Here is a 21,314-nt window from a genome sequence, read left to right on the forward strand (position 1 = left end):
CGTTCTGGCAAGTCGAAGAGGAATGGGAACGGGCCAATGCCCGCTACGGGAAAGACGACGAAGGACGGCGAAGAACGCTGAAGGAGATAGCGTTCCGCGCTTTGCGCCTGGTCAAACCGGCGGCATGATGATTCTGATGGTCAGGGAAAAAGATGGGTGAAAAGGAAACGCCTGGCGCGGCGCAACTGCAGCATGCAATAGACGCAGGCAGACCCACACAGGTCCGAAGCTGTGTGATCTGCATTCCTGATTAGCCAGCCAGCAGCTCAATGGGTGGAATGCCGCCCGGGCGAACCCCGGCGGCACTGTCACCGTCAGCCTTTAGCCATTCCCACCGTGGAATAGCGACAGTTTGTTGGTCACGGAGGTCACGCCCGACACGCCTTGTGCCACCTGGCCGGCCTGCTGGATCTGGTCGCCGGACTTCACGGTACCGGACAAGGTCACGGCGCCACTACGCGCCTTGACGAACACACCCGAAACGTCGAACCCCTGGGTTTTGCCCAAGGCGCGCCGCACAGACCGCGCCAGTGCGCGGTCCGCCTTGGTGGCGGCCTTCTTGCTGGTGGGCGCCCCGGAAGCGTCGCCGGACATGGCGTCGCTCGCCTGAGCGTAGGAATACATCGGAATCGCCATGGCGGCGGTCAGGCATAAAGCGCTCAACACTTTGACGGTTTTCATGTCTCTCTCCTCTTCGCCGATACGCAACGCAACGCAAATGGGCCCGGCATGCGATATGCCGGGCCCATTCAATCTAATTCATCGAACCGTAAAGAGCAAAGCTAAAACCGGGCAGACAGCCAGATAGGGCCCGAAAAATCCGCTCAAACCGCCAGTTCGACCTCGCCAACAGCGGGCGTGGCGCTACGCCGGATAACCGGTGCAGCCTCTTCAGGCGCGATGGTGGGCAGGCAATGCGACTCGGCTGCTTCCTGGCCGGAAAACAACGGGCAGCGGCCGAACAGCTCCGCAGCCCAGTCCACGAACACGCGCACCGTGGGCGAAAGATGGCGGTTGTGCGGGTACACAGCGGAGATGGGCAACGGCTGCGGCTGCCATTCCGACAGCACCTCGACCAGTTCGCCCGAGCGCAGATGCGGCAGCGCCATGAAGCGCGGCACCTGCGCCAGGCCCACGCCTTTCAGCGCGCTCGCCACGTACGCTTCGGCGTCGTTGACAGCAATCTTGCCGCGCATTTTGACTTCCACCGTCTGCCCGTCCACCACGAAGGTCCAGTCCATCACCCGTGCCGTACGGCCGAGGAAGTAGTTGACCGCGACATGGTCACGCAGATCGTCGATGCGTGTAGGCGTGCCGTGCTGTTCGAGATACAGCGGGCTGGCCACCGTGACCCGCTGGAACAGGCCGATGCGCCGCGCGACGAGGCTGGAGTCCTGCAAGGTGCCGATGCGGATCACGCAGTCGACGCCATCCTGGATCAGGTCCACTGGGCGATCGCCGAAGCCGACCATCAGGTCGATGTCCGGGTAGCGCTCATGGAATTCATCGATTTTCGGCATCACCACCAGCTTGCCGAGGCCGCTCGGCATATCCACCCGCAGCTTGCCACGTGGCGTGCGCTGCGCCTGGGAGAGCGAGCTTTCCGTCTCCTCGATATCCGCCAGGATACGCAGGCAGCGCTCGTAGTAAGCCGCGCCGTCGGGCGTGAGGCTCAGGCGGCGCGTCGTGCGTTGCAGCAGCCGTACCTTCAGATGCGCTTCGAGATTCTGGATGATGGTCGTGACCGACGCGCGCGGCAGATCCAGCGTTTCCGCGGCGCGCGTAAAACTGTTCGTCTCCACGACCCGCGTGAACACTTTCATTGCCTGCAGCCGATCCATATGCCGTTTTCCCTTGATGACCTGCTCCCGTGCGGTGTCGATCTACGCCCGCGCGGTGTATATACCCAAACCAATACGACTGTCCGTATTAAAATGTAACGAATGATATAAGTCAAGGATTACCCTGACGCCGAGCACGGTCTTCGCCGCGGATTCCGGTATAAGCCCGCGCTGCCAGATTGACCCCGGAATACGGACGACCGTACAATTTAGCCACTATGCCCAGACCCTCCCACCGCGGAAAAATCCTCGCTGAAGGCCTCAAGGTCGTTCATGCGCAGGGTTTTGCCGGCGCCAGCGTGCGCGACATCGTGCATGCCGCCGGCGTGCCGCAAGGCTCGTTCACCAACCACTTCGCCTCCAAGGAAGCGTTCGGGCTGGAGATTCTCGACCTGTATTTTTCCAACGGCATGGCCGTGCTGGGCGAGACGCTGCGCAACGACGGCGTCGCGCCGCTCAGGCGGCTGGGCGACTATCTGGACTGGAACATCGAGCGCATTGGCCAGAACGACACCCGCAACGGCTGTCTGCTCGGCAAATTCGCGCTCGAGGCGAGCGACCATAGCGAGTTGATCCGCCAGCGCATCGTCGAGATTTTTGCGGAAATCCAGAAGAGCCTCGAGTACTGCCTGAATGCCGCGGTCAAGGCGGGCGAGTTGCCGCCGGACTTCGACTGCAACGACATTGCCGGTTTCATCGTCGCCTCCATGCAGGGCGCGTTCCTGCTGGCCAAGACGCAACGCAACGTGCAACCCGTGGTGCGGCTCAAGCATCTGCTGTTCTCGCGAATCCTGCGGTAACGGGTTGACGAAGCTTGGCATGGCGGTTGCGCAGTCACGGCGGTGCGGCGTTTTCATTCGCACGTCTAACCGGCTATTGAGCCAGCCACAGCGCCACACATCGCGCTACTGACGGCACCCCACACCAGGCGATTGTTGGCGTGGTCGAAATTGTGTAACCAGCGTCCACGGGTTTATCGGCAACGTGGCGCGGGCTAGGATCCAGACATAGCTTCAGGTAACTCGTCGGGTAAGGTCAGGTCGGTCCAGTGGTGCATGACTGGCGGCTGACCGTCTTGCCCCTAAACGCGTAGTCCCTATACACAGGAGTGGCTCAAATGGGCGATCTGGCAACGCCGTCGGCGAAGGCATCGGGTACATTCAAACTGGGTGGCGAAGTCGAGATTCATCGGCTCGGTTATGGCGCCATGCGCATCACCGGACCCGGCATCTGGGGTCCGCCGGACGATCCGTCGGAATCGTTGCGCACGCTGCAAAGCCTGCCGGAGCTGGACGTCAACTTCATCGACACCGCCGATTCCTACGGCCCGGACGTCTCCGAACAGTTGATCCGCGAGGCGCTGCACCCCTACTCCAACGTGCTGATCGCGACCAAGGCCGGCCTGCGTCGCGCCGGCCCGGACCGCTGGCAACCGGACGGCAATCCTGATTACCTGCGGCAGCGCGCGCAAAAGAGCCTGCAAAACCTCGGCGTCGAGCAGATCACGTTGTGGCAACTGCATCGTGTGGATCCGAACGTGCCGCGCGACGAGCAGTTCGACGCCGTGCGTTCGTTGCAGAACGACGGCGTGATCCGCTTTGCGGGCTTGAGCGAAGTGTCGGTCGAGGACATCGAGGCGGCCTCGAAGTACTTCAAGGTCGCCACGGTGCAGAACCGCTACAACCTCACCGATCGCGCCGCCGACGACGTGCTGGCCTATTGCGAGCAGCACGGCATCGGCTTTATTCCGTGGTATCCGCTAGCCGCCGGCAGCCTGACCCGCGAGGGCTCACCGCTCGTCAAGATGGCCACTGCGCGCGGGGTGAGCGCGAGCCAGATCGCGCTGGCGTGGCTGCTCAGGCGCAGCCCGGTGATGCTGCCCATCCCCGGCACCTCGAAGCGCACCCACCTGCGCGAAAACGTGGCGGCTGCGTCGATCGAACTGAGCGACGCGGAGTTTGCCGAGTTGCAGGCGCTCGGTTGATGCGGCCCGTGCAGTCAATGCGGCTCAGGCCACTCACGCCACTCGCGCGCTAGGGACGGCCGTTCATGTTGCGGATCGGCATCGTGGTGTATCGCGGCTTCCAGGTACTCAACCTGGCGGTCACGACGGTGTTCGAGATCGCCAACTCGTCGACGGCCAGCCCTCGCTACGAAGTTACGCTGCTCTCCGAGCACGGCGGCCCGGTGCAAACCTCGGGCGGCTTTGCCGTCGAGACCCAGCCGTTCGACGACACTGCCTACGACACGGTGCTGGTGGTGGGCGACAACGAACTCATCGACGCCACGGAGGGCATGGTCGCCTTCCTGCAGCGTACCTCGCGAACCACACGACGCATCGGCGCCACCTGCACGGGCGCCTTCAACCTCGCGCAGGCCGGCTTGCTCGATGGACGCCGCGCCACTACGCACTGGCTGTTCGCGCCGCGTCTGCGCCAGACCTACCCGGCAGTGAAAGTGGACGAGGACCGCATCTTTATCGTCGACGGACCTGTGTGGACCTCGGCCGGCATGACGGCGTGCATCGACCTCGCACTGGCGCTGGTCGAAAAGGATGTCGGCGTCGAGATTGCGCGAGCGGTCGCGAAGAAGCTGGTGATGTATCACCGGCGCGCGGGCGGCCAATCGCAGTTTTCGGCGCTGCTCGAACTGGAGCCGCGCTCGGACCGCATCCAGTCGGCGCTGGCCTTCGCCAAGCAGAACCTCGCCGCGGAGTTGTCCGTGGAGCAACTGGCCGAGGCGGCGCATTTGAGTCCGCGCCAGTTCAGCCGCGCGTTTCGCGCCGAGACGGGGCAGTCGCCGGCCAAGGCGGTCGAGCATCTGCGTCTGGAGGCGGCGCGTCTGATGCTCGAATCGGGACTGCATCCCATTGAAATCGTCGCGCGCGATACGGGCTTTGGCGATCGGGAAAGAATGCGGCGGGCCTTTTTGCGAGCCTTCGGGCAACCGCCGCAGATGATCCGGCGCGCCTCGCGTGGCGAGGCGGTGGCTTAGAGGCGGGTTTGCGTGGGGGTGCGGGTGTGCTCGCAGTGCGGCTACCCGTGTGCTTCTAGTCCGGCCTTCCGTACGGGCTTTGATGCACGCTTGTTGACCTGAAGTTGTAGCGTCTTTTGTATTACAACCGCACGTGATTGCCTGACCTCAGCCACCCGCATTCACTGCACAAAACCCCTCAAGCGCGTGACGACTGCGGCAAGCCCACCACGAACATCCCACCCTGAAACCGCTGCGCGGGGTCGTCGAGATCAGCGGTGGGCGCCTGCGCCGGGAAGCGCGTTTCGAACTCCGCCGAGCTATCCTGCGGGTGATAACCCAGGAACGCCGCCTTGGCGTTGTCCCACCAAAGCACGCGATTATTCGACACGCCATACACGATGGCATGACCCACGCGGTTGGCGAACAGCGAGCAGCGCACCAGTTCGATAAAGTCGCGGTAGCTCAGATAGGTCACGAGCATGCGCGGATTCTTTGGTTCTGCGAACGAAGAGCCGATCCGCATGCACACCGTCTCCAGACCAAAGCGATCGAAGTAGTAACGCGACAGCGATTCGCCAAAGCACTTCGTCACGCCGTACAGGCTGTCGGGACGCAACGGCGAATCCGCGTCGAGCACGCTGGTGGTGGGATGAAAACCGATGGCGTGATTCGAGCTGGCGAACAGAATGCGTTTGACACCGTGTTTCTGCGCCGCGGCATACAGGTTGTAGACGCCGAGGATATTCGCTTGCAGCAGATCGTCGAAGGGGGCGTCGACGGAAATGCCGCCCAGGTGCACCACCGCGTCGACGCCTTCGAGCAGCGCATCCACACCGGCGCGATCCGCGAGGTCCAGCACCACCTGCTCCTCGTGCGCGGCAACGTCCTCTAACGGCGTGATGTCGGACAGACGTACATGATCGGCCCATTGCGCCAGCGCGCCGCGCAACTGCCGGCCCAGATTGCCGGCCGCGCCCGTCAGCAGGAGCCGCCGGAACGGTTTGCCCGAAGCCTGCGCCGCTGCTGCTGTGTTCGAGCCTGGTTGCGCCCCTGCTTGCACGCCTGGTTGCGCGCCGCTTTGCGCCCCTGCCTGTCCCGCCGTTTGCTGTTCACTGCTCATCCATTTCTCCCTTGCTTGCTACCGCGCCAGGCCGGCCAGATGCTGCGCCCGGCGCTATCCAAACCTCACCCGCTTCAGGCCCGCGCGGTGTCGGCCACGCGCGTGACGGCATCCGCGGTGCGCTGTTGCGGCTCGGCCGGCTCCTTGAGCACGCACCACACCACGACTGCGCCGATCAGATCGAAGCACGCCAGCGCAACGAACAGCGGATCATAACCGACCAACGCGACCACCACGCCCACCGCCAGCGAGAACAGCGTCGCCCCCGCATAACCCGCCATGCCGGTGAGGCCGGTGGCCGTCGCCACGTCGTTCTTGCCGAACACATCGGAGGCCAGTGTATACAGCGCGCCGGACAGCGTCTGATGCGCGAAGCCGCCAATGCAAAAGAGCGCGATGGCCACGTAGGGACTCGTCGCCAGTCCGATGCATGCCGGTCCGATCATGCACAGCGAACCCGTGACGACCACCAGCTTGCGCGAGGTAATCAGCGAGGTCTTGAAGCGCTTTTGATACCACGGTGCGAGATAGCCGCCGAGCACGCAGCCGATGTCCGCCGCGAGAAACGGCAGCCACGCGAACATGGCGATTTCCTTCAGATTCATATGGCGCACGGTGACCATATAAAGTGGAATCCAGAAGTTGAAGGTCTGCCACGCGGGTTCGGCGAGAAAACGCGGAATGGCGATACCCCAGAAGGCGCGACGCTTGACGATGGCGCGCCACGACGGACGGCTGACCGTGGCCGTCTTGTGCTGCGCTTCCTGGCCTTGCAGGATGTAGTCGCGTTCGACGTCAGACAGACGCGGCTGATCTTTCGGCGCGCGGTACAGCAGCAGCCACAGCACGCTCCAGATCAGCCCGAGCACGCCGATCGACACAAAGGCCATGCGCCAGTTGCCATGCAGCACCCACCAGACCACCAGCGGCGGTGCGATCACGGCGCCGATCGACGAGCCGATGTTGAACCAGCCCGTGGCAATCGAACGCTCTTTGGCGGGAAACCATTCGGAGGTTGCCTTCAGCCCCGACGGGATGCCGGCGGCTTCGGTCACGCCGAGCATGCCGCGGAACACCGCCAGCGAAATCCAGCCGTTCGCGGTGCCATGCAGCATGCAGGCGCCCGACCAGGCAATCGCGAACAGCGCAAAGCCGATCTTGGTGCCGACCACGTCGAGCACATAGCCGGCAATGGGCTGCATCACCATGTAGGCAGCCTGAAACGACGCGACGATATAGGAGTACTGCGCCGTGGAGATGCTGAGCAGCCGGTTCATTTCCGGCGCCGCGACGGCGAGCGAATTGCGCGCGATGTAGTTGACGATCAGACCCGAGGTGACCAGTCCGATCATCCACCAGCGCATGCCTCTTACCTTGCCCATTTGCTCCTCCAGTGTGCCGCCATGTCCTGACGTGCGATGTCGTGTGGTGCGCATCGCGCCCGTCGTCACGCGGACAGCCGGAGTGGATCACACCATGCATGCCAAGATAATCAACGGGTTGAATAGTTGTCAAGCAACATTGGAGGAGTTCGTAACACGCGCTCTGTGCGAAGGTGTATTTTTGATGCTGTAAAGCGAAAATGGTCGACTTTAAAGGCTATAGCCGTAATTATGCGCGAATAAGTGTTTACCCTTTCGGTGACTTTGCCATACAACTTGTATGACATTGACCAGGCGAGGATTTTGGCGGGTTGAAAGCTCATTGTGGCGCCTGGCAAGGGGCGAAAACTTGAACCTGCTGCGCTCAATGCGGCCGGTTGGCGTCAATCCAGGCCTGTGTGGCGTTCAGCGTCAGCCGGTACCGCGCGCAATTGAAGATTTCCAGTTTCTTCAACTCCTCAAGCAACATTGCCTGGAAGCCCGGCGCCTGGTCCTCGGTAAGTCCCAGCTCCGCCACTACTGCCTGTGAAGATTTTCTGTCACGAACCACGAGGCCAATGGCTTCGGTCAAATGTTCCCGATACCGCAGTCTCATAGGATTCGGGGCGCCCATCGACTCCAGCACGACGACATACTTCTTCATGGAGCGCCGATAGGTCCACGCGAACAGATCCACCGCGCGCGAGACATCCAGAAATTCGTACACGCCCAGCATCGCCTCGGCATAGTCTTGCGGCTGGACGTCGAGAAAGGACAATGGCGAGCAGTTGTAGAGCATCAGGGGGATGTTGGCTGCCAGGCGACTGGTGCGCTTGTTGCCATCCTCGAATGGCTGCAGGTACGCCAGATTGACCCACAGGAAGAATGCAGCCTCGACCGGATTCTTGATGAGCCTGGCCTTGCTAAGGATAGTCTCCAGCATCTCTTCGAGCACGGATGGCACTTGAGACGGCACGTAGACCGTGTCACTGATGTTGACCAGTTTCTTGCGGATGACGCCCAGCGCATAGGTATCGACAAGAAGGTCCTGCATGAGAACGGCATGCAGGTTGCGAATGAGCGCAGTCGAGAGGCCCTGCAACGGTACCGCCTCGACCAGAAACTCGATGGCTGCCTTGTGATTGAGTAGCATCACTGCATCGGCGTCGCTGCCGGCAGTCCCCAGCTTGAACAACTCCTCGGTTGCCAACAAGGTGTAGCGGTTGCCCTCCAGACGAGAAGACGACCAGGACAGGTCGATGAGCAACTGCTCCAGCACCTTGCGGGCGTAGGTCCCTGCCGGCTGCTGTTCGCGGAGCCGACCGTTGCGATAGAGTTCTTCGGCCAGGTCTCGTGGCATTAGCCAGCTTTCATTCGGCGTGTAGTCTTCGACAAATTTGCGCCTGTAAGTAACCGGGTCGCGCGCCGTCAAGGGCATATCGAGTTTCCGGCCGAGTTCAACGGCGGCAGGTGACCAGACTGGACCTGGACCGGCGAGCGGCTCATCCCGAGCGGCGCTCCCAACGGCAGCGGTCTTGTTAGCTAGCTGATAACGCGTCGCTCGCGCCTGTCCGCTGCGCGAAAGCCGCCCACTGACGCATAGCGCATCCAGGTGGCGCCGGACAGTAGCAGAACTGCCGCCCGTCGCGTTAATGACGTCGGTAGAGGACACCTCCGGCTGACCCGCTTGGGCCAAGCGTTGAATGGCGTCGAGAACCGCTGCGGGGGTCAATCTGCTCATTTATCTGCTCAATTCTTCGCTTTGATTTGAGCACATACTATCCACAATGGGCAGATACGTCAAATTATGAGCAGATTTTGAGCGCATAATGAGCAAATTCAAGAATGTGAGCTGATTTGAGCAGATCGTCATACCTGCCTCTTCGCGCATTACTCGAACCCGTTGGAAAGGACCTGAGTTTGCTTTACGCCCTTCAATCCGTCTGATCCAACATAGCCCGCGCCAACAAAAAAGACGCCCCGCAGGGCGTCTTTCCAATCCCACCTCACCCGCGCCAAACGCGCGGCCAGCCACTTAGAAATTGAAGTTGTCGATATTGCTCGAATCGAACGTCGTCGGCGGTCCGAGGATGATTTCGCCCTTCGGCCCGATCGTGCGCTTGCCGAGCTTGCCAGCATCGAACGACTCGCCTTCCTTGCCCGTGATCGTGCCCGAGGCCAGCGCGGCCGCCGCATACGCCGCCAGATAGCCGAGCTGGTTCGGATCCCACAACTGGAATGCCTTCACCGTGCCGTTCTTGACGAAAGCGCGCATCTGGTTCGGCGTGCCCAGACCCGTCACGTCCACCTTGCCCTTGCTCGACGACGAGGAGATATAACGCGCAGCAGCGGCGATACCCACCGTGGTCGGCGCAATGATCGCCTTCAGGTTCGGATAGGCCTGCAGCAAGCCCTGCGTTTCGACAAACGACTTCTGGTCATCGTCATTGCCGTAGGCAATTTTCACCAGCTTCATCTTCGAATACTCGGGCTTCTTCAGCTCTTCCTGCATCCACTTGATCCAGGTGTTCTGGTTGGTGGCGTTCGGGGTCGCCGACAGAATCGCAAACTCGCCCTCGCCGCCCATCAGCTTGGCGACCAGCTGGATCTGGCCACGGCCAATGCCTTCTGCGTTGGCCTGATTGACGAACAGCTGTCGCCCATCGGGTGCCGTATCCGAGTCGAAGGTCACCACCTTGATGTTCTGCGACATGGCCTTTTTCAGGTAAGGCACGACCGCATTGGCATCGTTGGCGGCAATCACGATAGCGTCCTGGTGCTGCGTGATCATCGTGTTGATGTACTGCACCTGCGACGACGCGCCCGCATCCGACGGGCCCACCACCTTGCCGACGCCACCAAACTCCTTGATCGCTGCCATGCCGCCGTCGTCGGCAATCACCTCATACGGGTTGTTGATCTGCTTCGGGATGAAGGCGATTTTCAGGCCGCTTTTGATATCGGCTGCACTGGCGGCGCAGCTGATGCCGAGTAGCGCAACGCAGAGCGCGGCGGCTCCGGCCTGGCGTAGAGGTTTGAACATGAAGTGTCTCCTGGGTTAATAGTCGGACGTTCGAACGTCCGGGTTGTTGATATCAGGAACGGCACACCGTACGGAGTCCGTACGGTTCTCGCACAGCTATGGATCAGGATGCAGCGGACTTCGCAATAAAGCGCCGGTCACGCATGGCGCGCCAGCGGGCCACCAGATTCGGAATCAGCACCGAGGCCAGCAACAGCACACCGGTGACGATGGTGAGCGTTTCGCTCGACACGTCATCCAGCGTCAACGCGTTCTTCAGCACGCCAATGATGAGCAGCGAGAGCAGCACGCCGACCATCGAGCCGCGTCCACCGAAGATGCTCACGCCGCCGAACAGCACCGCCGCGATCACCGACAGTTCGAAACCTTCGCCATTGTCGCCACGTGCGCTGGTGAAGCGCAGCGTATAGACGACACCGGCCAGCGCGCTGACGAAGCCGGACATCACGAAGAGGCGCAGGCGGATCTTCGCCACTTCGATACCGGAGAAAGTGGCGGCGGTCGGGTTCGCGCCGATCGCGTAAAGACTGCGGCCAAACGCGGTAGCTTGCAGGAGCACCGTGAAAATCACCGCGCCCACGATCACGATGACGAACGGCAGCGGGATAAACGTCGGCCCGAGGTTGTTCATGCCAAACGCGGTGTATCCGGCCGGAAAATCGGCCACCGCCTGATCGCCGAGCAGCACATATGCGAGGCCACGGAACAGCGCCAGCGTGCCGATCGTCACTGCCAAAGAAGGCAGGTTCAGCTTGACGATCACGAGGCCGTTCAGCAGACCTGCAAGCGCGCCCACCACCAGCACGATGGCGATCACGAGCGGCAACGGCAGACCCATATGCCAGAGCACGCCCATCAAGGCACTCGATGCACCGAGCACCGACGCCACCGACAGATCGATCTCCGCCGCCACGATGATCAGTGTCATGGGCAGCGCCATTAGCGCGATCTCGGTGAGATCGGCCAGCACGTTGCTGATATTCGGGCCGGTCAGGAATTGCGGCGACAGCACGCGTCCCAGCACCAGCGACAACACCAGTACGATGACCAGCAACAGTTCCCAGCGCAGCGGCGTTTCGCGCTTGCGGGTCAGCAAACCGGAATCGGGTTTAGCCATGATCGCGTTTCCTCATCATGCGTTTAGCGACGGAGCGGGCCAGCAGCGTATCGGCCGCAATCGCGACCACGATCAACGCGCCCTGAATGGCCTGCTCCCAGAACGGCGACACGCGCAGCACGACGAGCGCAATGCTGATCACCCCCAACACGAGCGCACCGAGCGTCGCGCCGAGAATCGTGCCGACGCCGCCGGTAATCGCCACGCTGCCCACCACCGCGGCAGCTACCACCTGCAATTCGATACCTTTGGCCGTGCTGGCATCCACGGTGCCGAAGCGTGCCAGCCACAACGCGCCGGCAAAGCCCGCAATCGCGCCAGACAACAGGAAGCCCGACATCACGCGGCGCTCCACGTTGACGCCCGCGAGGCGCGCGGCCTCGGGATTCGAGCCGATCGCGTAATGCTCGCGGCCGGCGCGGAACTGCTTCAGATACACCGCCAGCCCGAGCAGCACCACGAGTGCGATCAAGGCCAGATTCGGCACGCCGAGAATCACGCCGGTGGCGAGCTTCGAATAGGCGTCCGGCAAACTGGTGGCGTTGATCTGTCCGCCATGCACCCACGCGTAATCCGCACCACGAAAGATGTACAGCGTGGAGAGCGTGGCGACCAGCGACGGCACTCGTCCGACCGCCACCAGCACCGCATTGATGCCGCCCGCCACGAGGCCGATGGCGATCCCCGCGAGCAAGGCGACGACGACGGGCATATGCGGAAACGCGACATACAGGCTGCCCACCGCATAGGCGCTGATGCCGACCGTCGAGCCCACCGAGAGATCGATATGACGCATCAGGATCACGACCGTCATGCCGGCCGTCAGCAAGCCGATGATCGACACGTTCAGCAGCACGTCGCGCAGATTCTGCAGGTTCAGGAAGGCAGGTCTCGCGAGACCAGTGCCCACCACCAGCAGGATCAGCACGACGAACAGCGTGGTTTCGCGGCTTTTGGCAATGGTCGCAATCAGACCGCCGGACTTCGCGGCCGAACCACCGGCCACGGGAGGCTGCACCGGCGCGGGATGAGGGTGAGTGTGAGATTGGCGCATCATGCGGCATACCCTGGTGAGGTCACGGGCTGGCCGAGCGCGGCGCCCATGATGCGTTCTTCGTTGGCGTCCGCGCGGGGGATGTCGGCACTGATGCGGCCTTCGTGCATCACCAGCACGCGGTCTGCCATGCCCAGCACTTCCGGCAGTTCGCTCGAAATCATCAGCACGGCCATGCCCTGCGTGACGAGCTCGGCCAGCGCGCTATACACCTCGGCCTTGGCGCCGACGTCGATACCGCGCGTGGGTTCGTCGATGATCAGCACTTTCGGATCGGTGGCGAGCCATTTACCCAGCACCACCTTTTGCTGATTGCCACCGGAAAGCGTGCCCACCGGCGCATTCGGATCACCGGCTTTCAGACGTAGACGCGTGCCCCACTGCGAAGCCAGTTGCGTCTCGCTGCGCGCGGAAATCAGGCCGTGTTTGACGAGGCGGCCCAGCACCGTCATCGACGCATTGCGGGCAATGCTCAGTTCCAGCGCGAGTCCCTGCTGACGGCGATCTTCCGGCACCAGCGCGAGACCGGCCCGCACCGCCACCGCCGGCTTGCCCAGCGCCAGCGGCTTGCCGTTGATCACCACTTCGCCTTCATCCAGCGGGTCGATGCCGAAGATGGCACGTGCCACTTCGCTGCGCCCCGCGCCCACCAGACCCGCCAGCGCGACGATTTCACCGGCGCGCACTTCGAAGGAAATGTCCTTGAACACGCCGACGCGCGTGAGACCGCGCACCGCCAGCCGCACTTCGCCCGGCTTGACGTCGGCCTTCGGGTAGAAGGTCTCCAGATCGCGCCCGACCATCTTCGCCACGATCGAGGCGGTGGTCATCTCCGAGGTTGGCGCATCGAACACCTTCGCGCCGTCACGCATGATGGTGACGTGCTGCGTCAGCGCGAACACTTCATCCAGACGGTGCGTGATGAAAAGAATCGCCACGTCGCGCTCCCGCAGCTTGCGTACGATCGCAAAGAGCCGCTCCACTTCGGTGAGCGAGAGCGCCGCGGTGGGTTCGTCCATGATCAGCACGTTCGCGTTGAGCGAGAGCGCCTTGGCGATTTCAATGACCTGCTGGTCGGCGATGGACAGCCCGCGCACCAGTTGATCCGCGTGCAGGTCGACGCCGAGCGAGGCCAGCAGGCCGTCCACTTCGCTGCGCATCGCGTCGTAGCGAATGCGCCCGACGCGATCCACCGGCTGCCGTCCCATGAAAATGTTTTCGGCAATCGACAGATCGAAGAACAGCGTGGGTTCCTGATAGATCACCGCGAGGCCGGCGTCGCGCGCTTCGGCGGGCGTCGCGAAGCGGCGCGCCACACCGTCGACCAGAAGCTCGCCGCCATCCGGCTGATGCACGCCGGCGAGAATCTTCACGAGCGTCGATTTGCCCGCGCCATTTTCGCCGAGCAATGCGTGCACCTCGCCCGGCCGCAACGTGAGATCGCCGTCCGATAACGCGCGAACCCTGCCAAACGATTTGCTCGCATGCCGCAGTTCCAGCCGGGGCGCAGCGGTTGTCTGTTCCTGCACTGCCTGTCTCCTCCATCGTGCGGCGTCGCATGCGCGCCGCGATTCATCGGGGGTGCTGCTCAGGTGCTGCTGATGTTTCTTTTCGTGCGTTGCCTTGCTGCTCGTGCCTCGACGGCGTCACCGGCGTCCTCAGATCCGGTAGACCCGCTCTGCGTTGCGGCGAAACAGTGCGTCTTTCTCGGCCGCGCTCGCACCGTCGACGATGGCCGCGTAGGCCAGCCACAGCTTTTCGTACGAGCCGAACTGCCGGTCGACCGGGAAGTTGGATGCGAACATCGCGCGCTCCACGCCGAACGCGTCGATCGTCTCCAGCACATACGGGCGCAGGCTTTCCACGGTCCATTGATGATCGAACATCGCAAGGCCGCTGATCTTCACCGAAACGTTCGGGCAATCCGCCAGCATGCGCAGCCCGTCGCGCCATGCACGATAGCCGGCCACGCTGTTGCGGTCCACGAACATGCCTGCGTGATTGAGAATGAACGGTGTGTCGGCATGGGCGCGCGCGAGCGCCGCGGCTTCTTCCATCTGCGACGGATACAGCTGCATGTCGAACGACATGTCGTACTGGCGCAGCAGCGCAAAATGCTTGCGCCACGTCGCGTCACGCATCAGATGACGGCCAATGTAGTCGTACAGCTTGTTCTCGTGCACGTTGAGGATTTGCCGCACGCCCCGCGTATTGGCAAACGCTGCATGTCCTTCGAGCACTTCGGCGGCGTTTGGCGCGGCGAGGTCCACGCCGGCCACGATGCCATTCGGCATGCCGCGCGCGGCTGCCTGCTCCGAGACGCCCTGCAGCCAGCGCGTCTCTTCCACGGGGTCGGCCGGATCGTGATTCGCCTCCACATGCACGACCTTGAGAATCTCGATCTTGCCCGCCTCACCCAACAGATCGCCAATCAGATAGTCGTGCTTCAGATCGCGCGCATCACCCACGAACGACACGCCAGGGTTGGCGAGCCACGGATAGTGGTGAGTCTTCAGGTCCCACAGATGAATGTGCGGGTCGACAACTTGCATGGAACTGTCTCCGTCCATTGAATGCCGCTCAGCTCAGCGAATGCAGATGAAAGACCGGTTCGAGCGCCTGTTGAAGCGGCGTGTGATCCGGTGCCGTTTGCATGATGTCGGCCATGTAATCCCACCATTTGCGCATGATCTCGAGTTCAGGCAAACGGTCCATGGTGTGGTCGCTGGTGCGCGACAGTATGGCGAAGAGATGGTCGGTGGCGGGATCGAAAAAGATCCGGTAATCGCGCACGCCCGCGTTGTGCAATGCATCAACGAGCTCGGGCCAGATTTCCGTATGCCGGCGTTCGTACTCTTCGCGCATGCCGGGGTTGAGTACCATCCGGAAAGCGATTGTCTCCATTGCGGCCTGTCTCCAGTCAAAGCCAGTATTCGCCGGGCGCTTTCTCAAGGAAGCGTTTGAAGCGACTATAATTCCTCGATTGATAGCATCTCAATCCGTTGTTGGGATTGGGCGATCCAGAAACCGGATCGCACCGTACTCCATCAAGGCCGCCTCGTCACCACTGCATCCGTTATCACCGCCTCGTTGCCATGAGCCAGAACGCTGCTACTGTCGCCCTCGTCAACCGGCTCAAGTTCAAGCACCTTGCGCTGCTCGTCGCGCTCGACGACGCACGCAATCTTCATCAGGCCGCCGACGCCGTCAACGTGGCCCAGCCAAGCGCCTCGCGCATGCTGGGCGACATCGAAGAAGCCTTCGGCTTCCTGCTGTTCGAGCGCAACGCGCGCGGCATGACGCCCACGCCGCTCGGTGTCGTCACGCTCGCCTACGCGCGCCGCGCGCTGGCCGAGTTGACGCGCTTTGCCGCCGATCTCGACGTCAAACGCCGCGGCGGGCACGGCCAGTTGACCGTGGGCGCCATCATGGGCGCGGCGCCCGACCTGCTGGCCATGGCGGTGGCCGCGCTGAAAACCGAGCGGCCGCTGCTCAACGTGCGCATTCTCGGCGAGACCAGTGACCAGGTGGTGCAGTTGCTGCATCGCCGCGAAGTGGATCTGGCACTGGGCCGGCTCACCGATCCGCTGCAACACAACGACTTCAGCTTCGAGCCGCTCGCCCGCGAGACCTTGCTGCTGGTCGTGCGCAGCGCGCATCCGCTGGCGCGGCGTGGCGCGATCACGTTGCGCGAACTGATCGACTGGCCGTGGGTGGCGCAGCCCGTGACGAGTCCTGCGCGCGTGCTGTTCGAAGAGGAACTGGCCCGCGCCGGTCTTGCCACGCCGGTCAATCTCACCGAATGCGCGTCGATCTTCGCCACGCTGCAACTGCTCGAAAACTACGACGCCGTGGCGATGCTGCCCGAGTCCGTGGTGCGCGACCATGTGCGCGGCAAACTGCTGGTTGCGTTGCCGGTGGAAATCGGCAAGAGCCTCGCCGGCTTCGGCATTCTCACCCGCAAGGAAGAAGCGCTCGCCGAACCGGCTCTGCACTTCATCGACCTGCTGCGTAACGTCTCGCGTCAGCTCACGCCCCAGGCCGAAGGCGCTGGCAGTGCGGAAAGCGCGGCGAGTGGTGATAGCGGCAAAAGCGGTGATAGCGGCGAAGCCAATGGCCCCGCGCCGCTCGCCGCTTCGTTGCCGCTGCCCCTGCACTGACGCTGACACGGACGCGCTCCGCTTCACTGCAGATTGACGAACATGCCGCCGTCCACCAGCAGCGCAGCGCCGGTCACGTAGCGGGCCAGATCGGAGGCGAGAAACACCACGCAGTCCGCCACGTCTTCCGGACGACCGAGCCGGCCCAGCGGAATGCGCTTTTCGAAGTACGCTTTCTTGGCTTCGTCAGCAAGATCTTCGGCGTTCAGGTCGGTGGCGATCGTGCCGGGCATCACCGAATTGCAGCGAATCCCGTACGGTCCCAACGCAATCGCGCACGACTGCATCAGCGAATGCACGCCGGCCTTGGTCGGCGTGTAATGCGTCTGCATGCCGCCGCCCACCAGCGCGCTGATCGAACTGGTGGCGACGATCGCGCCGCCCGTGCCCTGCTCTTTCATTTGCCGCGCCGCGGCCTGCGTGACGAAATACGCGCCGTTCAGATTCACGCCTACCGTGGTCTCCAGCACCTCGGGCGGCATGTCGAGAAAGGCGTGAAACGGACAGATGCCCGCGTTGCTGGCCAGCACATCCACCTTGCCGAACGCCTGCACCGTGCGCTTGACCAGTTCCGTGCCGGTTTCGGGCAAGGCGACATTGCCTTCCACCGCAATCGCGCGGCGGCCCAGCGCCTCGATTTCGCCCAGCACTTCTTCGACGGCGGAACGGCGTCCATACGACGCGTCGTTATCGCCCCAGTAGTTGATGGCCACGTCCGCGCCTTCGCGGGCGCTCGCCACGGCGATGGCCCGGCCGATGCCGCGCGACCCACCCGTGACGATCACGACCTTGTCCTTGAGCAGCACTTTTCTCTCCTTCGTGAACCACGCACTCGTTGCTTGCGCGGCGATGACACCTGTATTTGACGTGGGTACGAGCCGCGCTTATCGCGGATACGGCCGCACCAAAGCGCAATCCGGATTCAGCCGCACGCCGAAGCCCGGCGTGTCCGGCACCTTCATGCGGCCATTCACCGGCACCGGCTCGTCGAGCAGCAGCGGCGTGAACATCGGCACCACTTCGTCGGCCTTCGGCGCCATCATCAGAAACTCGGCGAACGGCGAGTTGTGACGCGTCACCACGAAGTGATAGCTGTACACCGACGAGCCGTGCGGCACCACCAGCACGTTGTGCGCATCAGCGAGCGCGGAAATCTTGATCAGTTCGGTCATGCCGCCGCACCAGCCCACGTCCGGCTGGATCAGATCGCAACACTGCATCTCCAGCAGCATGCGGAAACCCCAGCGGGTCGCTTCGTGCTCGCCCGTGGAGACCATCATGCCGCGCGGCACGTTGCGGCGCAGTTCGGCGTAACCCCAGTAGTCATCCGGCGGCAGGCATTCTTCGATCCATTTCAGGCCGTACTCGTGCGCGGCCTGGGCGAGACGCGTGGCGTACGGCACGTCGAGGCTCATCCAGCAGTCGTACATCAGCCAGAAGTCATCGCCCACGCGGCTGCGCATCTCCGCGAGCTTCTCGATGTTCTTCTTGAGGCCTTCGTTGCCTTCAGCCGGCCCGTGCTGCAACGGCAGCTTGCCGCCTATGAAGCCCATTTCCTTGGCCAGATCCGGCCGCGCACCCGTGGCGTAGAACTGCAGTTCGTCGCGCACCGGGCCGCCCAGCAGTTGATACACGGGCTCCTTGCGCACCTTGGCGAGCAGGTCCCACAAGGCCAGATCGACGCCCGAAATCGTATTGAGCACCACGCCCTTGCGGCCGTAGTAGAGCGTCGCGAAGTACATCTGATCCCACATCTTTTCGATGTCGGTCACCACCTGGCCTTCGAGGAAACGCGCCAGATGCTTCTCGACGATGAAGGCGCCGATCTCGCCGCCCGTCGTCACCGCAAAGCCGACCGTGCCGTCGCTCGCCTCGATCTCGACCACCAGCGTGCCCAGCACGTTGATGCCGAACGACTGGCGGCTTTCGCGATATTCCGGATAACGCGCCATGGGCGTCGAGATGTGATCGTCGATCCAGTGGCCGTCAGGCTGGTCGTGGTAGTCGGCACCGCCGCCGCGAACAATGAAGGCGCGCACGTGCTTGATGGTAGGCATGGCCATGAGAGGGGCTCCCGTATCTAATGCGATGAGTGATGCAATGAGTTGTGCGATGAGTAGTGCTATGAAAAATGCAATAAAGCGTGCAGTGCAGCGCGGCGGTTCAGTGGCTCACCGCGCGCGGTGGACCAAAGGGGTGATCGATTCCGCGGTAAGCGCGCCACTGTCGCGACGAAACAGCGTGCCGATCAACAGGGCCGCCAGCAGACTCGCCGCCCCAAGTGCCAGCAAGCCCGCGGAGGTCGAAGCAAACGCGTGTTCCGCCGCCGTGCGCAGGCTCGGCGCGATGAAGCCGCCAAGCCCGCCCAGTGAGTTGATCAGCGCGATGCCACCGGCCGCCGCCGCGCCCGTCAGGTAGCGCGTGGGGAAGGTCCAGAACAGCGGCTGCGCGGCGATGAAACCACTGGCCGCGCAACACAGGGCGGCAAGGCCAAACACCGCGTTGTGCATCAGACCCGAGGCGCCAATGCCGAGCCCCGCCAGCACCAGCAGCGCCACCGCCCAGCGCCGGTGACCGCCGGTGCGGTCGGCGCGGCGCGGCACGATCCACGTGACGATCAACGCGCACAGCCAGGGCAGCGCGGCGACCAGTCCAACGTGAAAGCCCACTGTGGTGCCGAGCAAGGCCGCGACCTGCTGCGGCAGATAGAAGATGACGCCGTACACGCTCATCTGGATCAACAGATAGATCGCCGACAACGCCAGCACGCGGCGATCGCACAGCGCGGCGAGGATGTTGCGCGGACCATGCGCCGCGGCCGTGCGGGTGTTTTCATCGAGCGCCGCGCGCAGCGCACGGCGTTCGGCGGGCTCGAGCCAGCGCGCGTCTTCGGGCTGATTGTCCAGATACCAGAAGGCCCACACGCCCACCGCAGCGGCCATGCCGCCTTCGATCAGAAATAGCCACTGCCAGCCGACCAGACCGAACACGCCGTGCAGATCGAGCAACAGCCCCGACAACGGACTGCCGAAGATGAACGCGAGCGGTGCGCCGAAATAGAACAAGCCCACGGCGCGAGCGCGCGACGACTGCGGAAACCAGTTCGTGAGGTAATAGATCACACCGGGGAAGAACCCGGCTTCGGCCACGCCAAGCAGAAAACGGATGGTGTAAAACGCGGTGGGCGTGTGGGCGAAACACATGGCTGCGGAGACGAGCCCCCACGTCACCATGATCCGGCACATCCACAGACGCGCGCCCACCCGATGCAGGAGCAGATTGCTCGGCACCTCGAAGAGCGCGTAGCCGATGAAGAACACCCCCGCACCGAAAGCGAACGCCGCGTTCGAGAGCCCCGTGTCGTGCTGCAACGCTTTTTGCGCGAAGCCGATATTGGCGCGATCGAGAAAAGCCAGCACGTACATCAGCAGCAGGAACGGCAATAGCCGTCGCATGACCTTGCTGTTGATCGCCTCGATGGAGGTGGGCGAATTCTGCTTCATGGCGTCTCCTGACCCGGTCTGCAAAAACGCGCTGCGCGACACGCAGCATCAGCTTGCAGCCGGCTCGATTAGCGGCCCGTCTTCTGGCAGGCTCAACTGGCCGTGACGCGCGCGGGTGGCGCTGATGCCACACACATGCGGGCACCACGGTTTTACCGCGGACCGCGCTGCTTGCGCTTGGTCCGCCAGTGCTGGTGCGATCTAACGCGGCTGTTAGTACGTCGCGCGGCCGCCTGACAGATCGAACACCGAGCCCGTGCTGAACGCGCAGTCTTCCGACGACAACCACAGGATCAGCGAGGCCGCCTCTTCCGGCAGCAGGAAGCGGTTCATCGGAATCTTCGAGAGCATGTAGTCGATATGCTGCTGCGCCATCGAATCGAAGATTTCGGTTTTGGCGGCGGCGGGCGTCACGGCGTTGACGAGAATGTTCTTCGTGGCGAGTTCCTTGCCGAGCGATTTGGTCAGCCCGATCAAGCCCGCCTTCGAGGCGCTGTAGTGCGACGCGTTCGGATTGCCTTCCTTGCCGGCCACCGAGGAGATGTTGACGATGCGGCCATAGCCCTGCTTGAGCATGTGCGGCACGATTGCGCGGCAGGTCAGGTACGGGCCGATCAGGTTGACGTCGATCACGCGGCGCCACACATCCGGCTCCAGTTCCCACGTCGTGCCGTTGCCGCCGGTGATGCCCGCGCAATTGATCAGCACGTCGATCTTGCCGTGCGCCGTCAGCGCCTGCTCGACGGCCTGGTTGACCGAGGCTTCGTCCGTCAGTTCGACGACCGCTGTCGACACCTTGCCTTTGCCTTCGAGTTCGCCCTGGGTGCGCTTGAGCCGCTCGCCATCCACGTCCCACAGCGCGACCGCCGCACCCGAGTCCAGCGCGCGTTGCGCCACTGCATAGCCAATGCCGCGGGCGCCGCCGGTGATGACGACGACACGCCCTTCCAGATCGATTCGGTTCATTGCTTTGTCTCCAGTGCCGCCGCTGGCGCGCGCAGCACGTCTTGCTGTGGTTGTATGGTGGCCCTCAATATACGGCGCGGCCGATACCCGGACAATCCGAGTATTTGAAGGTGCGATAACAAAAGTGGATCGGGATGGGGAAGTCGCGCGCTTCGTTTTGGTTCTAGCTTCGT

The 21,314-nt window shown here is 63.0% G+C and carries 19 protein-coding genes; 4 read left to right on the forward strand and 15 right to left on the reverse strand.

The features are described 5' to 3' along the window. Nucleotides 1-321: 321 nt before the first annotated feature. Both D0B32_RS26820 and D0B32_RS26825 read right to left on the reverse strand, forming a co-directional pair. Complete coding sequence (locus D0B32_RS26820) at nucleotides 322-681, reverse strand: BON domain-containing protein (protein WP_117337348.1); 360 nt, start codon at nucleotides 679-681, stop codon at nucleotides 322-324. 143 nt (nucleotides 682-824) lie between these two features. Beyond that, nucleotides 825-1,841 (reverse strand): LysR family transcriptional regulator, encoded by a 1,017-nt coding sequence (locus tag D0B32_RS26825; protein ID WP_117337349.1) that lies wholly within the window; start codon nucleotides 1,839-1,841, stop codon nucleotides 825-827. Nucleotides 1,842-2,059: 218 nt separating this feature from the next. Here D0B32_RS26825 and D0B32_RS26830 point away from each other — a divergent pair, with 218 nt between their 5' ends. The 3 genes from D0B32_RS26830 (at nucleotide 2,060) to D0B32_RS26840 (ending at nucleotide 4,835) form a co-directional block, all read left to right on the forward strand. Further along, the gene (locus D0B32_RS26830; protein WP_117337350.1) at nucleotides 2,060-2,641 is read left to right on the forward strand and encodes a TetR/AcrR family transcriptional regulator; all 582 of its coding nucleotides are present in this window, start codon (nucleotides 2,060-2,062) and stop codon (nucleotides 2,639-2,641) included. Between the two features lie 317 nt (nucleotides 2,642-2,958). Beyond that, a complete protein-coding gene (locus D0B32_RS26835) occupies nucleotides 2,959-3,825 on the forward strand; it encodes an aldo/keto reductase (RefSeq protein WP_220444966.1) in 867 nt (288 codons plus the stop codon). 65 nt (nucleotides 3,826-3,890) lie between these two features. After that, nucleotides 3,891-4,835 (forward strand): GlxA family transcriptional regulator, encoded by a 945-nt coding sequence (locus D0B32_RS26840; RefSeq protein WP_117337351.1) that lies wholly within the window; start codon nucleotides 3,891-3,893, stop codon nucleotides 4,833-4,835. Between the two features lie 178 nt (nucleotides 4,836-5,013). On the opposite strand, the gene D0B32_RS26845 is transcribed toward D0B32_RS26840, so the two are convergent. From D0B32_RS26845 to rhaM, 9 genes are all read right to left on the reverse strand, one after another. Beyond that, a complete protein-coding gene (locus D0B32_RS26845; RefSeq protein ID WP_117337352.1) occupies nucleotides 5,014-5,937 on the reverse strand; it encodes an NAD(P)-dependent oxidoreductase in 924 nt (307 codons plus the stop codon). 74 nt (nucleotides 5,938-6,011) lie between these two features. Then, nucleotides 6,012-7,319, reverse strand: a complete 1,308-nt coding sequence (locus D0B32_RS26850) for an MFS transporter (protein WP_117337353.1) — start codon at nucleotides 7,317-7,319, stop codon at nucleotides 6,012-6,014. Between the two features lie 364 nt (nucleotides 7,320-7,683). Continuing rightward, nucleotides 7,684-9,039, reverse strand: a complete 1,356-nt coding sequence (locus D0B32_RS26855) for a Fic family protein (RefSeq protein ID WP_181969914.1) — start codon at nucleotides 9,037-9,039, stop codon at nucleotides 7,684-7,686. Nucleotides 9,040-9,333: 294 nt separating this feature from the next. Further along, a complete protein-coding gene (rhaS, locus tag D0B32_RS26860) occupies nucleotides 9,334-10,341 on the reverse strand; it encodes a rhamnose ABC transporter substrate-binding protein (RefSeq protein ID WP_117337355.1) in 1,008 nt (335 codons plus the stop codon). Nucleotides 10,342-10,444: 103 nt separating this feature from the next. Further along, nucleotides 10,445-11,458: an ABC transporter permease gene (locus D0B32_RS26865; RefSeq protein ID WP_117337356.1), complete on the reverse strand. Its 1,014-nt coding sequence runs from the start codon at nucleotides 11,456-11,458 to the stop codon at nucleotides 10,445-10,447. Further along, a complete protein-coding gene (locus D0B32_RS26870) occupies nucleotides 11,451-12,515 on the reverse strand; it encodes an ABC transporter permease (protein WP_117337357.1) in 1,065 nt (354 codons plus the stop codon). The genes D0B32_RS26865 and D0B32_RS26870 overlap by 8 nt, the downstream gene beginning before the upstream one ends. Then, nucleotides 12,512-14,041 carry a sugar ABC transporter ATP-binding protein gene (locus D0B32_RS26875; RefSeq protein WP_117337358.1) on the reverse strand — a complete coding sequence of 510 codons (1,530 nt, stop codon included), beginning with the start codon at nucleotides 14,039-14,041 and terminating at the stop codon, nucleotides 12,512-12,514. Before D0B32_RS26875 ends, D0B32_RS26870 begins: the two co-directional genes overlap by 4 nt. A gap of 129 nt (nucleotides 14,042-14,170) precedes the next feature. After that, entirely contained in the window at nucleotides 14,171-15,064 is an 894-nt protein-coding gene (locus D0B32_RS26880) for an amidohydrolase (protein ID WP_117337359.1), read from the reverse strand. A 28-nt stretch (nucleotides 15,065-15,092) separates the two neighbouring features. Beyond that, nucleotides 15,093-15,416, reverse strand: a complete 324-nt coding sequence (gene rhaM, locus D0B32_RS26885; RefSeq protein ID WP_117337360.1) for an L-rhamnose mutarotase — start codon at nucleotides 15,414-15,416, stop codon at nucleotides 15,093-15,095. 191 nt (nucleotides 15,417-15,607) lie between these two features. Here rhaM and D0B32_RS26890 point away from each other — a divergent pair, with 191 nt between their 5' ends. Continuing rightward, nucleotides 15,608-16,672 (forward strand): LysR family transcriptional regulator, encoded by a 1,065-nt coding sequence (locus D0B32_RS26890; RefSeq protein WP_259295162.1) that lies wholly within the window; start codon nucleotides 15,608-15,610, stop codon nucleotides 16,670-16,672. A gap of 23 nt (nucleotides 16,673-16,695) precedes the next feature. Here the strand turns inward: D0B32_RS26890 and D0B32_RS26895 are convergent, their stop codons facing one another. The 4 genes from D0B32_RS26895 to D0B32_RS26910 form a co-directional block, all read right to left on the reverse strand. Then, entirely contained in the window at nucleotides 16,696-17,478 is a 783-nt protein-coding gene (locus tag D0B32_RS26895; protein WP_117337361.1) for an SDR family NAD(P)-dependent oxidoreductase, read from the reverse strand. Between the two features lie 78 nt (nucleotides 17,479-17,556). After that, the gene (gene rhmD, locus D0B32_RS26900; protein ID WP_117337362.1) at nucleotides 17,557-18,735 is read right to left on the reverse strand and encodes an L-rhamnonate dehydratase; all 1,179 of its coding nucleotides are present in this window, start codon (nucleotides 18,733-18,735) and stop codon (nucleotides 17,557-17,559) included. Between the two features lie 108 nt (nucleotides 18,736-18,843). Further along, a complete protein-coding gene (locus D0B32_RS26905; RefSeq protein WP_117337363.1) occupies nucleotides 18,844-20,175 on the reverse strand; it encodes an MFS transporter in 1,332 nt (443 codons plus the stop codon). Nucleotides 20,176-20,388: 213 nt separating this feature from the next. Then, nucleotides 20,389-21,141 carry an SDR family NAD(P)-dependent oxidoreductase gene (locus D0B32_RS26910; RefSeq protein ID WP_117337364.1) on the reverse strand — a complete coding sequence of 251 codons (753 nt, stop codon included), beginning with the start codon at nucleotides 21,139-21,141 and terminating at the stop codon, nucleotides 20,389-20,391. Between the last annotated feature and the right edge of the window lie 173 nt (nucleotides 21,142-21,314).

The organism is Paraburkholderia sp. DHOC27 (assembly GCF_003429005.1).
Classification (GTDB): Bacteria; Pseudomonadota; Gammaproteobacteria; order Burkholderiales; family Burkholderiaceae; genus Paraburkholderia.

Bases quoted from the DNA above. Each gene is read 5' to 3' on its own strand.
- D0B32_RS26820 (WP_117337348.1), bottom strand. From the start codon at position 681: ATGAAAACCGTCAAAGTGTTGAGCGCTTTATGCCTGACCGCCGCCATG.
- D0B32_RS26825 (WP_117337349.1), bottom strand. From the start codon at position 1,841: ATGGATCGGCTGCAGGCAATGAAAGTGTTCACGCGGGTCGTGGAGACG.
- D0B32_RS26830 (WP_117337350.1), top strand. From the start codon at position 2,060: ATGCCCAGACCCTCCCACCGCGGAAAAATCCTCGCTGAAGGCCTCAAG.
- D0B32_RS26835 (WP_220444966.1), top strand. From the start codon at position 2,959: ATGGGCGATCTGGCAACGCCGTCGGCGAAGGCATCGGGTACATTCAAA.
- D0B32_RS26840 (WP_117337351.1), top strand. From the start codon at position 3,891: ATGTTGCGGATCGGCATCGTGGTGTATCGCGGCTTCCAGGTACTCAAC.
- D0B32_RS26845 (WP_117337352.1), bottom strand. From the start codon at position 5,937: ATGAGCAGTGAACAGCAAACGGCGGGACAGGCAGGGGCGCAAAGCGGC.
- D0B32_RS26850 (WP_117337353.1), bottom strand. From the start codon at position 7,319: ATGGGCAAGGTAAGAGGCATGCGCTGGTGGATGATCGGACTGGTCACC.
- D0B32_RS26855 (WP_181969914.1), bottom strand. From the start codon at position 9,039: ATGAGCAGATTGACCCCCGCAGCGGTTCTCGACGCCATTCAACGCTTG.
- rhaS (WP_117337355.1), bottom strand. From the start codon at position 10,341: ATGTTCAAACCTCTACGCCAGGCCGGAGCCGCCGCGCTCTGCGTTGCG.
- D0B32_RS26865 (WP_117337356.1), bottom strand. From the start codon at position 11,458: ATGGCTAAACCCGATTCCGGTTTGCTGACCCGCAAGCGCGAAACGCCG.
- D0B32_RS26870 (WP_117337357.1), bottom strand. From the start codon at position 12,515: ATGATGCGCCAATCTCACACTCACCCTCATCCCGCGCCGGTGCAGCCT.
- D0B32_RS26880 (WP_117337359.1), bottom strand. From the start codon at position 15,064: ATGCAAGTTGTCGACCCGCACATTCATCTGTGGGACCTGAAGACTCAC.
- rhaM (WP_117337360.1), bottom strand. From the start codon at position 15,416: ATGGAGACAATCGCTTTCCGGATGGTACTCAACCCCGGCATGCGCGAA.
- D0B32_RS26890 (WP_259295162.1), top strand. From the start codon at position 15,608: ATGAGCCAGAACGCTGCTACTGTCGCCCTCGTCAACCGGCTCAAGTTC.
- rhmD (WP_117337362.1), bottom strand. From the start codon at position 18,735: ATGGCCATGCCTACCATCAAGCACGTGCGCGCCTTCATTGTTCGCGGC.
- D0B32_RS26905 (WP_117337363.1), bottom strand. From the start codon at position 20,175: ATGAAGCAGAATTCGCCCACCTCCATCGAGGCGATCAACAGCAAGGTC.
- D0B32_RS26910 (WP_117337364.1), bottom strand. From the start codon at position 21,141: ATGAACCGAATCGATCTGGAAGGGCGTGTCGTCGTCATCACCGGCGGC.